Here is a 13,671-nt window from a genome sequence, read left to right on the forward strand (position 1 = left end):
ATTGAAACACGCAAAAAACTTTAAAAATTACATAGACAGTTTCACCTGTAAAAAAATTACATTTTTAATAACAGAAATGAACTTCACAAACTAAAACAATTCCTTACTTTTGCATCTTCCATTTTTTTAAAATCTTATATGAAATTATTATATACTTATATTATCAAACATAAAATGCTCTTGTTTTTTGCTTTGATAATGGCTACTATCAACATTTGTTTCAGTTTGTCAGACTCTGTAATTACAGGTAAACTAATGCAAGACTGTGGTGTCGGTCTGGCAAAATACAAAGGAAACGAAATCGGGTTTATAAAATCTTTAGCTTTCTGGCTCGGTCTTTCTCTTGGGGCAGCTATGATTTCTAGAATTACCAAAAACTTCCAAGATTATTTTACCAATGTGGTCATTCAGCGTACTGGTGCGCAAATGTATACTGATGGTATCAAAAAATCTTTAGATCTTCCTTATGCAGAATTTGAAGATCAGCGAAGCGGTGAAACTTTAAGCAAACTGACAAAAGTTAGAATCGATTCAGAAAAACTGATTACGCTTTCTATCTCTTTAATTTTTCAGACTATTATCGGGTTTATATTCGTAATCGTTTATGTTGCCCGAATCGATTTCAGGATTTCGATTATCTTCTTAATCACGGCTCCAATTATTGCTTTGGTGAGTTTGTATTTAGGAAAGAAAATTAAAATTGTTTCTCGAAAAATTGTGAATCAAACCAATGCATTGGCAGGTTCTACAACGGAAAGTTTACGAAACATCGAATTGGTAAAAAGTCTTGGTTTGACGTATCAGGAAGAAAAACGTTTAAACTTAAATACGTTTAAAATTCTTCAATTAGAACTACAGAAAATCCGATTCATTAGAAGCTTAAGTTTCATTCAAGGGACAACAGTTCATTTCCTGAGAACTTGCGTGGTTTTTGCCTTGTATTATTTCTTATTTGGAGGAAAAATTATTGTTGGAGATTTATTAACAATGGTCTTTTTCACTTTCTTTATTTTTGGACCTTTACAGGAATTAGGAAACTTTATTATTGCTTTAAATGAGACAAAAGTTTCAATGGAAAATTTCAAAACCTTATTGAATGCTCCAAAAGAATTTCGTCCGAAAACTCCAAAACATATTGGTGCAATTCAAAAACTGCTTTTCGAAAATGTAAGTTTTCAGCATAAAACAGCCAAATTTAAGGCGGTTGAGAACATCAATTTCGAAATCAAGCAAGGCCAGACAGTAGCTTTTGTAGGCCCTTCTGGTTCAGGAAAAACGACTTTAGTAAAATTATTAGTCGGATTATATACTCCCGCAGAAGGTCAGGTTTTATATAATGATATCGATTCAACCGAAATTGATTTATTAGATCTAAGAAAACAGCTTGGTTTTGTAACGCAAGATGCGCAGCTATTCTCCGGAACAATTCGCGAAAATTTATTATTCGTTAAGCCAAACGCAACCGATGAAGATTTATACGACGCATTAAAACGCGCAAGTTGCGATAAATTACTCCGACGAGCAGAAGATGGCTTAAACACCACAATTGGTGAAGGTGGAATTAAAGTTTCAGGTGGAGAAAAACAGCGCTTATCTATTGCGAGAGCTATTCTTAGAAATCCGAATTTATTGATTTTTGATGAAGCTACTTCTGCTTTAGATTCTATTACTGAAGAAGAAATTAATGCAACAATCCGAAATATATCTGACAAAAACAGAATTACAGTTTTAATCGCTCACCGTTTATCTACCGTGATGCACGCTGACAGAATCTTTGTTTTGGAGCAGGGTAAAATTATCGAGCAAGGTAAACATGATGATTTGATTGTTGAAAAAGGACTTTATTATGCTATGTGGCGCCAGCAAATTGGCGAGCGTAAATAGTTTTTTTAGGCTCTGAGGTTCTGAGATGCTAAGGTTCTAAGTTTTTTTTGAATAGCGTCTAGCTTTAGCTGGATGAATGATAAATTAAAGTGAAGGGCTTTAACCAAACTACTACGTTTGGCTAGAGCCCTTTTCTATTTCATAACTTATTCAGAAAACTTTTTTAATCAATCATTCATCAATATTGATTTGTTTTCTAAATATAATTTATCTACTCCAAAATCTTTAACTATTAGTTTTATAATACTATAATATTTTTCGGCGAATTTATCATAACATTCCCTTAATTGTTTACTCTCGGAACTATCAAAGCAATCTGAAAATTCATCTAGAACAACTAAAATTTCTTTCCAAATAACAAATAATTTTGTTGGCAGTAAATGAGTATTAGAATAAAGCAAATTATCAATTTCTAGTATTTTCATTTCCACTTCGTTATAACTAATCCTTTTTCTAGCCTTTAAGGATTTAATCAAAAATGTATTTAAAATATGAAATTCTGAATTTATCTTTCCCAGTACATTGAGCTGTTCTTTATAAATTAATTCTCTAAGAAAATTTCTTCTGTTTTTCAAAGAGACAAGATAATTTAAAAAACCAATAACAAATGTCAATAAAATACCGACAGTGTAACAAACATCTTTAATTTCCATAATAAAATACTTAAAAACGCGACAGGTTTTAAAAATCTGTCGCGTTTGTTGTGAATTATAAAAACTTAGTCCCTTAGTATCTTAGAACCTTAGCATCTTATTTAACAAAATCAACCGCCTTAGCTAAAGCTTCCTCAATTCCATTAACATTTTTACCTCCTGCAGTTGCGAAGAAAGGCTGACCTCCTCCTCCACCTTGGATGTATTTACCTAATTCGCGAACAACTTGTCCTGCGTTTAGGTTTTTATCTGCTACAATTTCTTTAGAAATGTAACAAGTTAACATTGGTTTTCCTTCGTGAGCTGTAGCGAAAACTACAAATAAGTTGTTATAAGAACCACCCAATTCGTAAGCCAAGTCTTTAGCTCCTTCTGGATTTAAATCTACTTGTTTTGCTAAAAATTGAACGCCATTGATTTCTTGCAATTCTTTTGCCAAATCAGCTTTCATATTTTTTGCTTTATCTTTTAATAAAGCTTCCAATTGTTTTTTCAACTGAGCATTTTCATCTTGTAATGCCAAAATCGATTTTACCGGATCCTGAGCATTTTTAAGCGCTTCTTTAATTTCACTTAAAGAAACCGCTTGCGATTCAAAATATTCTTTTGCTGCTTCACTAGTAATTGCCTCAATCCTTCTAATTCCAGCTGCAACTGCACCTTCAGAAACAATTTTAAAGTGCCAAATATCAGATGTATTGGCAACGTGAGTTCCTCCACATAATTCGACAGAATCTCCGAATTTAATAGTACGAACTAAATCTCCATATTTCTCTCCAAATAATGCAATTGCGCCATCTTCTAATGCTTGCTCTTTCGGAATTGCTCTTTTTTCAATTAATGGTAAACTCTCACGAATCCTTGCGTTTACGAAATTTTCTACTTCAACCAATTCTTCATCAGTTACTTTAGCGAAATGAGAAAAGTCAAAACGCAATGAAGCATTTCTTACCATCGAACCTTTTTGCTCAATATGAGTTCCTAAAATCTTACGCAAAGCTTGGTGCAGCAAATGCGTAGCCGAGTGGTTTGACGAAGTTTTAGCTCTCTGGTTTGCATCAACAACCGCGTTAAAAGTTCCCGTAAGGTTTTCTGGTAACGATTTTGCTAAATGAATTGTTTGATTATTCTCTTTTTTAGTGTCAATAATATAAACGATATCTCCGTTTTGAGCTTCCAAATATCCTTTATCTCCCGTTTGTCCTCCGCTTTCTCCGTAAAATGGAGTTGCATTGAAAACCAATTGGAAAATTTCACCATCTTTGGCGCTTTCAACTCTACGATATTTTGTAATTTTTACTTGCTGAGATAATCTGTCATATCCAACAAACTCCTGAATATCATCTTCTACAAGGACATTCCAGTCACCAGCAGTTACTTTAGACGCCGCGCGAGATCTTTCTTTTTGCAATTGCAATTGTTCTTGAAATCCTTCTTCGTCCAATTTCAATCCTCTTTCAGAAAGAATCAAAGCGGTTAAATCAATTGGGAATCCGTAAGTATCATACAATTCAAATGCTTTTTTACCATCAACAGTATCTGTATTGTTATTTGAAATTACAGCATCTAGAAGAACTAATCCTTGATCTAATGTTTTAAGGAAAGAATTTTCCTCTTCACGAATTACATTTGAACAAAGTGCTTTCTGTGTTCTAATTTCTGGGAAAGAATCTCCCATCTGCTCACTTAAAGTTTCAACCAATTTATAGATAAACGGCTCTTTTGTTCCTAAGAAAGTAAAACCGTAACGGATAGCACGACGTAAAATTCTACGAATTACATATCCTGCACCCGTGTTAGATGGCAACTGACCGTCAGCAATAGCAAAAGCTACCGCACGAACGTGATCTGCCACTACACGAATAGCAATATTCATTTTATTTTGTTCTTCACTAATGCCTGTTACATCATTAGTTGTATATTTTGCACCTGTAATCGTTTCGATTTCTCGAATTAAAGGCATGAAAACATCAGTATCATAGTTTGATGTTTTTCCTTGCAATGCCATACACAAACGCTCAAATCCCATTCCGGTATCTACGTGCTGTGCTGGAAGTTTTTCTAGAGAACCATCTGCTTTACGGTTGAATTCCATAAATACGTTATTCCAGATTTCAACAACTTGCGGATGATCATTATTCACTAAACTTTTCCCTGAAACTAAAGCTTTTTCTTCTGCAGAACGTAAATCAACATGAATCTCAGAACAAGGTCCGCATGGTCCTTGATCTCCCATTTCCCAGAAATTATCTTTTTTATTTCCAAGAATAATTCTATCCTCATCGATTAATGTTTTCCAGATATCCCAAGCTTCTTGATCAAACGGAACGTTATCTTCTTTACTTCCTTCAAAAACAGAAACATAAAGATTCTCTTTTGGAATTTTGTACACCTCTGTCAATAGTTCCCAAGCCCAGTTGATCGCTTCTTTTTTAAAGTAATCTCCAAAAGACCAGTTTCCTAACATTTCGAACATTGTGTGGTGGTACGTGTCAATACCTACTTCTTCAAGATCGTTGTGTTTTCCTGAAACACGAAGACATTTTTGCGTATCGGCTATTCTTGGACTTTTTGGAGTTCCGTTTCCTAAGAAAAATTCTTTAAACTGGGCCATCCCCGAGTTATTGAACATTAGGGTTGGGTCGTCTTTAAGAACAATAGGAGCTGAAGGAACAATAGTATGCCCTTTACTCTCAAAAAAATCTAAAAATTGTTTACGTACGTCTTGTGATTTCATATTTAAATTAGAAAAATGTGTCTGTTTTAATGTGTCAATTTGATAACTAGATGATTAGCTAATTTATTCATTTGATGATACGTTAAGTTTTTTATAATGAAATTAAAAAACTTATATTTTAAACAATAAATTGCCTATTTTGCGCATTATCTAATGATAAAATAGCCCCAATATCTAATCATTAATCCTGGTAAAAAAAGTATCGAATAACTGAAACATTTAGCAGTTCTATTCGACTAACCTATTTTACAAGGTGCAAAAATAGCGTATTTTAAAATATGGCGAAAGTAAAATATTATTACGATCCAGAAAATCTGGCTTATACGAAAATAAAAACCAGAAAAAGAATAAAAATAGGTTACGCATTACTGTTTTTACTGGCATCGGCACTGTTTGGTTTTTTAGTTTTTGTTCTTTTAATTAACACCCCTTATTTCGAAACTCCAAAAGATCGTTTACAGGCACGCGAAATTGAAAATTTAAAACTTCAGTATTCTATTTTAAATAAAAAATTGGATGAAATAGATGATGCTGCAGACGCATTAGAAGAACGTGACAATAATATTTATCGTGTATATTTTAACAAAGCTGAAATTCCAGACTCGATTCGAAAAGCTGGTTTTAGAAGTTCTGACAAATACAAAGCCTTAGAAGGGTATAACAATTCTCAATTGGTTTTAAATACCACAAAAAGAGTTGACAAACTATCGAAGCAGCTGGCTATTCAGTCTAAATCTTTAGATGATATTTTAAAATTAGCTGGGGCTAAAGAAAATTTATTGTTAGCTATTCCTGCCATTCAGCCAGTTCGAAATGAAAATTTAAAACGTGTCGCGTCAGGTTTTGGATACCGCATTGATCCTTTCACGAAAGTGAGAAAAATGCATAACGGAATGGATTTCACAGCCAATACAGGAGCTCCAATTTACGCAACAGGAGATGGCGTTGTAGAAAGGGCTGACAACACGGCTTCGGGATACGGAAACCATATTGTGATCAGGCATGGTTTTGGATACGAAAGTCTGTATGCACATTTAAGCAAATACAACTGTCGTCCGGGGCAAAGAGTAAAACGTGGTGATGTGATTGGATATGTTGGAAGCACAGGAAGATCTGAAGGTCCACATTGTCATTATGAAGTGCATAAAGACGGGAAAGTAGTGAATCCGCTTAATTTTTATTACGGAAATATTTCGGCTGTAGAATACGTCGCAATTTCACAAATGGCAAATCAAGAAAATCAATCATTAGATTAATATTCCAAAAAATAGTATTTTTGAAATAAAATAGAAAAAACGAACCATGCATATTGAACTTTCTAAAGACAAAAGATATTACAGTATTGGCGAAGTAGCCAAAGCTTTTAATGTCAATGCCTCTTTGATACGATTTTGGGACAGCGAATTTGACATTCTAAAACCTAAAAAAAATGCAAAGGGAAACAGGATGTTCACTCCAGAAGATATTACCAACCTTCAATTAATCTATCATTTAGTAAAAGAAAGAGGTTTTACGCTCGAAGGCGCGAAAATACACTTAAAAGAGGGTCAGAAGAAAACGTTAGATAAATTCGAAATAATACGTAAATTAGAGTCGATAAAAACGCAACTGAACGACATTAAAAACGAATTGTAATTAAAAATAGAAATAAACTTAAATCAAAACAAATATGAAAAAGTGGTTAATCCCTGTAGGAATTATTGTAGCACTTATTGCTATTATCGCATTTTGGTCGATTGGTATTAAAAATACTGCTTTACAACACAGTCAAGCTGTAAATAAAGAATGGGGAAATGTTCAAACGGCTTACCAAAGACGTAATGATCTTATCGGGAATTTAGTAAACACTGTAAAAGGTGCTGCTGACTTTGAAAAAGGAACTTTAACAGCAGTAATCGAAGCTCGTGCAAAAGCTACTTCGGTAACAATTGATCCTAGCAACGTAACTCCAGAACAATTAGCAGCATTCAATCAAGCTCAAAGCGGAGTAAGTTCATCATTATCAAGATTATTGGTTTCTGTTGAGCAATATCCTACTTTAAAAGCAAATGAAAACTTCTTGAAATTACAAGACGAATTGGCAAGTACTGAAAACCAGATTTTAACGGCTAGAACTCGTTTTAACGAAGCGGTACAAGTTTACAACGGTTATGTCTTGTCTATTCCTAACAAATGGTTCTTGAGCGAATACAAAGAAAAACCATACTTTGAAGCATCTACTGGAGCTGATAAACCAGTTGATGTAAAATTCTAAGAAGTTTTAGACCATAATCTAAAATCTACAATCTAAACTCTAAAATCATTTTCATGTCAAAAGTAGAAGATTTTTTAACCAAAGAAGAAGAACACGAAATTGTTGAAGCTATTCGCATGGCTGAAAATAACACTTCTGGCGAAATTAGAGTACATATAGAAAAAACAACTTCTAAAGTCCATTTTGATAGGGCTTTAGAAGTTTTTCATCAATTACGAATGAATGAAACTAAATTGAAAAATGGGGTATTACTTTATTTTGCAGTTGAAGACAAAAACTTCGTGATTTGCGGAGATAAAGGAATTAACGATGTAGTATCCAACGATTTTTGGGACTGCACTAAAGACATCATGGTCAATCATTTTAAAGCCGGCAATTTTAAACAAGGAATTGTTGACGGTATCTTAAATGCCGGAGAACAACTCAAAAAATATTTTCCTTCTCAGGAAGATGATGTCAACGAATTATCTAACGAAATCTCAAAAGGATAAACAATGAAAAATTCCCAAATTAAATTCTCAAATTCTAATAGAATTTTTCAGATTACTTTTTTGTTTATCGCATTATTTATTAGCAATGCTATTTTTGCACAGTTTGAGATTCCGCCAAAACCTAGTTTTCAGACTTCTGTTTACGATTATGCCAACATTTTAAGCTCTACAGAAAAAGCGCAACTAGAAGAAAAACTGGTTCGCTACTCTGATTCGACTACAACTCAGATTGTTATTATTACAATTGAAAGTTTAAAAGGAGAAGATGTAAGTCAGTTAGCAACTAAATGGGGACAAACTTGGGGAATTGGAGGAACCAAAGAAGATGATAATGGAGTGGTAATCCTTTTGGCAAAAAACGAAAAAAAGATTGCAATTAATCCTGGATACGGACTTGAAGATCGTTTGACGGCAGGAATTGGAGGAACAATCATTAGAAATATTATCATACCTGAATTTAAAGCTGGAAGTTTTTACAACGGTCTTGATAAAGGAACTGATGCTATTATTGATGTTTTTAAAGGAAAATTTAAAGGCGAACGCAAACAAGCTAAAGGGCAAGACTTTCCTATTCTACCTTTTATCGTAATTGTTGTAATTGTTTTAATTTTACTTTCTCGAAATAAAAGAGGCGGTGGAGGAAATTCTGGCAACAATGGCGGCGGAGGCCCTAGCCTTCTTGACGCTATTATTCTAAGCAACCTTGGAAGAAGTGGCGGAGGTGGATTTGGAGGCTTCGGCGGAGGATCATCTGGTGGTGGTTTCGGCGGAGGCGGAGGTTTCGGTGGCGGATTTGGCGGTGGAGGTTTCTCTGGCGGAGGATCTAGCGGAGGCTGGTAATTTATTCTGGTTCTAATTTTCTTTGTTTCAAGTTTCAAGTTTAGGTTTCAATCTTAAAAAATCATACATTTACATTTTACAATTTATTAATAGATGTTATCACATAAAGCAAAATACGCCCTTAAGGCCTTACTTTATTTAGCAGAACAAGACGAAAATCACATTTCTAGAACGGTAGAAATTGCTGATGGCGCTAACATTCCTAAAAAGTTTTTAGAACAGATTCTTTTAGATCTAAAACGTGGCCGTTTTGTGAGCAGTAAGCAAGGAAAATTTGGCGGTTATTATCTGATAAAATCTAAAAATGACATTACTCTAGCAGAAATCCACCGATTATTTGACGGCGCAATTGCACTTTTACCATGCGCTTCTTTAAATTTTTACGAGCCTTGCTCTGATTGCAAAACCGAGTCTGAATGCAGTCTGCGTCACGGCTTGATGCTTATTAGAGACAAAACTTTGAAGGCTATGGAAGGCATCACAATCGCTTCATTGGTAAAAAAATAAAAAAATATTTTCTAAAGTCTAGTAAATCGATAGAATTAATTATATATATTTGCCAAAAATAATTAACTAATCATTTACAAAATTTTAACTCATGAAAGTACATTCTAGTAAATCAGGTGGACAAAATCTTTTGCAAAAAAAACATAATTATAATTTCACAACTGTGAATGCTGTTTCATCTATGATGTGTATGTGTTGGTAAAAAAAATTTAATTTTAAATTCTACTAATCACATATACTTAATATAAAAATGAAAACATCTATAAAAAATATCCTTACAATACTTGCAGTTTTAACGTTCTCAATCTCATTTGCCCAAAAAATTGAAGGGGTTGTAACTACAGATCAAAATATTCCTTTAGAAGCAGCCAATGTGGTAATTAAAGGAACAACTTTTAGCGCTATTACAGATTCTGAAGGGCGCTTTTCAATAGAATCACAAGGAAAATTACCTATTACACTTTTAGTTCAATATATTGGCTACAATACTGCCGAACTTGAAATTACAGCTATTCCAGCTTCGCCAATATTGGTTACTTTACGTGAAGAAAATAAACTTGTCGAAGTAGTAGTTTCTTCTAGAAGAAGAATCGAAAAAGTACAAGATGTGCCCATTGCCGTTTCTGTTGTTACAGGAAAACAAGCTGAAGCCGCAGGAGCATTTAACGTAAACCGTATTAAAGAATTGGTTCCTTCTGTACAATTGTATTCTTCTAACCCTAGAAATACCGGAATCAACATTAGAAGTTTAGGTTCTCCATTTGGACTTACCAATGATGGAATCGATCCTGGAGTTGGTTTCTATGTAGATGGTGTTTATTATGCTCGCCCCGCAGCAACTACTTTAGATTTTATCGATGTAGAACAAATCGAGGTATTACGTGGTCCGCAAGGTTCTTTATTTGGAAAAAACACAACTTCTGGAGCTTTCAATATTACATCTCGTAAACCAAGTTTTACAACGGGTGCCGATTTTGAATTGAGTTATGGTAATTATGCTTTTTTACAAGCTAAAGCCTCTGTCACGGGAGCATTAGGAAAAAAAGTTGCTGGTCGTTTATCTTTCTCAGGAACACAACGTGATGGGTTAATCGATAACATTGTTACGGGAAGACCAACAAACACTTTGAATAATCAAGGTTTTAGAGGACAATTATTATGGACTCCTACTGAAAATACAAATATTACTTTTGCAGGAGATCTTACAACACAGCGTCCTGACGGATATGCTCAGGTTGTTGCTGGTGTTGCTCCTACTCAGAGAGCTGCATACCGTCAGTTTGATGCTATTATTAAAGATTTAAATTATCAATTGCCAAGCTTAAATGCTTTTGACCGTAAAATAGATCATGATACTCCATGGCGCTCTGGACAAGATTTAGGAGGAGTTTCGTTAAATATTGATACTAAAATTGGAGGCGGAACACTTACGTCTACAACTGCATGGCGTTTTTGGAACTGGGATCCGTCAAACGACAGGGATTTTACAGGATTACAAGTTTTAGCTAAATCTCAGAATCCAACAAGACAAACTCAGATTACACAAGAGGTTCGTTATGCTGGACAATTAACTTCAAAAATTAGTGGAGTTGGTGGAGTATTCTTTATCGATCAAACTTCTCAAACAGATGGTACAGAAGAATCTGGAAATGCACAATGGAGATTCTCTCAAAGTACAACTAGCCCGTTATGGAAAACTCCAGGTCTTTTTGAAGGTTACGGAATTAAAACCGATGCAAGAATCAGATCTTCAAGTGCTGCAGTATTTGGTCAAATTGACTGGGCAATTACAGAACGTTTCCATGTTTTACCTGGTTTGAGATATAATTTTGACAAAAAAGATGCAAGTTATTCTCGTAAAACGTATGGAGGTCTTCAGACTACAGATCCTGCCTTATTGGCTTTAAAAAAATCAGTTTACTCAGATCAAGCATTTGATTCTAATACAGATAATACAGATTTTTCTGGAAACTTAACGCTTACGTACAAAGCTTCAGATAAAATCAATGTTTATGCAACTTATGCCAAAAGTTACAAACCTGTTGGGGTTAACGTAGCTGGACTTCCAACAAATGCAGCTGGTCAGCCAATGACAGAACTTGCGGTAGTTAAACCAGAAAAAGTAAATCATTATGAAGTTGGAGTTAAAACCTCTCCGTTTAAAAACTCAATTTTCAACTTAACGTTCTTTAATACTGATATCAAAGATTTTCAAACTAACGTTCAGGCAGCTGAATTGGGTGTAAATCGCGGTTATCTTGCTAATGCAGATAAAGTGCGCGTAAGAGGTGCAGAATTGGATGCAAGTTTTGTGATTAGCTCACACTTAACTATTAATGGTGCCGCAACTTATACAGATGGTAAATATGTGAAATTTACCAATGCACCACTTCCATTAGAAGAAACTGGAGCACCAGTTGCCTTCAAAGATGTTTCTGGAACTGAGTTGCCAGGTGCTTCAAGATGGGCTGGTTCTCTTGGAGGTGAACTTTCAGACAATGCAAGATTCTTTGGTAATGCTGGAAAAATCTTCTTTGCTGCTGACGGATATGCCCGTTCTGAATTTTCTTCAAGCCCTTCGGCTTCAAAATATTTAGTCGTACAAGGTTACGCTATCTTTAATGCTCGTTTAGGTTTCCGTGCTTCGCAAGGTTTATCTATTCAGTTTTGGGGAAGAAACCTTTTAAATAAAGATTACTACGAGCAATTATTGCCTGCAGGTGGTAACTCAGGTCAATATGCTGGAGTCCTTGGTGATCAAAGAACTTACGGAGTTACATTTAAGTATTCGCTGTAAGGTGGTTAGTTAGTTTTAGTATTAAAAGAGGCACATTCAAAAATGTGCCTCTTTTTTTTTATTTCATAAAAATATAGCTTAAAATAATATAATAAAAACTTTCAGAGGAACTTTTATATTTTTTTAATGATGAAGTTAGCAAGAATAACTTTAAACAAGATAATTTATGGATGCACAATTAAAGCAGGCTTCTGAGCGTTGGAAGAAGGAAGGAAAAGAGTTTAAGACATCAATAAACAAATGGTTAGATAAAATCTACATCGAAAAACAAAATCCAACTACAGAATGTCCAAAAGAAACCCGTAAAGATTTGGGTGAATATGTATTGGAAAATTTAATTGAGTACAACAATCTTGGGAAATATGAAGAATTTCGGGAATTATTTCCTCCAGACAATGATCCACTTTCAGATATTATTCCAAACCTAAGATCCTACACAATTAAAAAAGTCGCCATATTAGAAAACAGTATTATATTGGCTAAATTAGGTGATTACCATGAATGGCAAGGGGTTTATAAAATCAAGGACAATGAAATAACATTTATAGATGATGTAATTGGTTTTGGCTTCAGTTCTGACAAAAAGTATTTTGCCAAAGTTTATAATAACAAAATCGACATACATAAAGACTGGAATGGTGATATCATATGTAGTCTTGAGCTTCCAAACAATATTTCTATTGATGAGCTTTGCTATGAAAACATTGAAGTTTTTAATAATGGCAGAGAGGCTTTATTAATTACATATAGTGGAATTTTTGTAATTAATGAAAATGGTTTTGATTTAATACACGGTGAAAAGAACGAAGATGAAGATGAAGATTCAGAATATACATTCATACACTATCCACATGCCGTTCTCTCAGCAGATAATCAATATATTGCTGTTGGTTCACAAATGTCAGAGCATATAGTTTTAAAAAAACAAAATGGTAAATGGGAAGAAACAGCTAATATAGACCCTATATCATACTATCCTAATGTTGCTTGTTTCAATAGTAAAATAAAAGAACCGCTTCTTGCTTTAGGATCTTGCCATTTTTCTGAAAGCGGTACTATTGGTGTTCCATTAAAGAATATTGAAGGTATGAATACAGCTGCGGATGACATAGAGGATGATTCTATATCAGTAATTGAAGACAGAAGATGGATTTTTAGTATGTATCCATCTGAACATGGTTTTTTCTTAGGAGCAAATGATGGTTATTTATGGCATAAATTAAACAATGAGAAGATAAAATACGCATATATTGGAGGTACCATAATGTCAATAGATATATCTCAAGACAAAAAGCATATTGTAGTTAGCAACGAATGTGGTCAAATATTTCTATTGCAATATGATTCAGAAAACCTAAACAAAGATAGCAACACATGTACTGATCCTTATTTAATAAGTAACTTACCTTTAATTGATAAAAAAAGGTATTTCTTCCTTGCGGATTGTCAGCCTCTAATTTGGTAATACTAAAAATTAGCCGATATACTAAAAACGAAATGCTGTTATA

General features: G+C 34.1%; 11 protein-coding genes. 9 read left to right on the plus strand and 2 right to left on the minus strand.

The window, feature by feature from the left end; all coding sequences use genetic code 11:
* Positions 1–138 precede the first annotated feature (138 nt).
* A complete protein-coding gene (locus LPB248_RS06295; RefSeq protein WP_177210683.1) occupies positions 139–1,884 on the plus strand; it encodes an ABC transporter ATP-binding protein in 1,746 nt (581 codons plus the stop codon).
* Positions 1,885–2,051: 167 nt separating this feature from the next.
* Here the strand turns inward: LPB248_RS06295 and LPB248_RS06300 are convergent, their stop codons facing one another.
* Complete coding sequence (locus tag LPB248_RS06300) at positions 2,052–2,537, minus strand: hypothetical protein (protein ID WP_177210684.1); 486 nt, start codon at positions 2,535–2,537, stop codon at positions 2,052–2,054.
* A gap of 97 nt (positions 2,538–2,634) precedes the next feature.
* Positions 2,635–5,274 carry an alanine--tRNA ligase gene (alaS, locus tag LPB248_RS06305; protein ID WP_177210685.1) on the minus strand — a complete coding sequence of 880 codons (2,640 nt, stop codon included), beginning with the start codon at positions 5,272–5,274 and terminating at the stop codon, positions 2,635–2,637.
* A 278-nt stretch (positions 5,275–5,552) separates the two neighbouring features.
* Between alaS and LPB248_RS06310 the strand changes: the two genes are divergently transcribed.
* The 8 genes from LPB248_RS06310 to LPB248_RS06345 all read left to right on the plus strand — a co-directional run bounded on the left by LPB248_RS06310 (position 5,553) and on the right by LPB248_RS06345 (position 13,628).
* On the plus strand, positions 5,553–6,530 hold the full coding sequence (locus tag LPB248_RS06310; protein WP_177210686.1) for a M23 family metallopeptidase: 978 nt from the start codon (positions 5,553–5,555) through the stop codon (positions 6,528–6,530).
* Between the two features lie 46 nt (positions 6,531–6,576).
* Positions 6,577–6,909, plus strand: coding sequence for a MerR family transcriptional regulator (locus LPB248_RS06315; protein ID WP_091492704.1), 333 nt, complete (start codon positions 6,577–6,579; stop codon positions 6,907–6,909).
* A 34-nt stretch (positions 6,910–6,943) separates the two neighbouring features.
* Positions 6,944–7,528, plus strand: coding sequence for a LemA family protein (locus LPB248_RS06320; protein WP_177210687.1), 585 nt, complete (start codon positions 6,944–6,946; stop codon positions 7,526–7,528).
* Positions 7,529–7,581: 53 nt separating this feature from the next.
* Positions 7,582–8,019 carry a TPM domain-containing protein gene (locus tag LPB248_RS06325; RefSeq protein WP_177210688.1) on the plus strand — a complete coding sequence of 146 codons (438 nt, stop codon included), beginning with the start codon at positions 7,582–7,584 and terminating at the stop codon, positions 8,017–8,019.
* 3 nt (positions 8,020–8,022) lie between these two features.
* Complete coding sequence (locus LPB248_RS06330; RefSeq protein ID WP_177210689.1) at positions 8,023–8,859, plus strand: TPM domain-containing protein; 837 nt, start codon at positions 8,023–8,025, stop codon at positions 8,857–8,859.
* A 93-nt stretch (positions 8,860–8,952) separates the two neighbouring features.
* Positions 8,953–9,366, plus strand: a complete 414-nt coding sequence (locus LPB248_RS06335) for an RrF2 family transcriptional regulator (protein ID WP_012023964.1) — start codon at positions 8,953–8,955, stop codon at positions 9,364–9,366.
* Between the two features lie 250 nt (positions 9,367–9,616).
* Positions 9,617–12,163 carry a TonB-dependent receptor gene (locus LPB248_RS06340; protein WP_177210690.1) on the plus strand — a complete coding sequence of 849 codons (2,547 nt, stop codon included), beginning with the start codon at positions 9,617–9,619 and terminating at the stop codon, positions 12,161–12,163.
* 166 nt (positions 12,164–12,329) lie between these two features.
* On the plus strand, positions 12,330–13,628 hold the full coding sequence (locus LPB248_RS06345; protein WP_177210691.1) for a hypothetical protein: 1,299 nt from the start codon (positions 12,330–12,332) through the stop codon (positions 13,626–13,628).
* Positions 13,629–13,671 lie beyond the last annotated feature (43 nt).

The sequence above is a fragment of the Flavobacterium sp. LPB0248 genome (assembly GCF_013388355.1).
In the GTDB taxonomy this organism is placed as follows: domain Bacteria; phylum Bacteroidota; class Bacteroidia; order Flavobacteriales; family Flavobacteriaceae; genus Flavobacterium.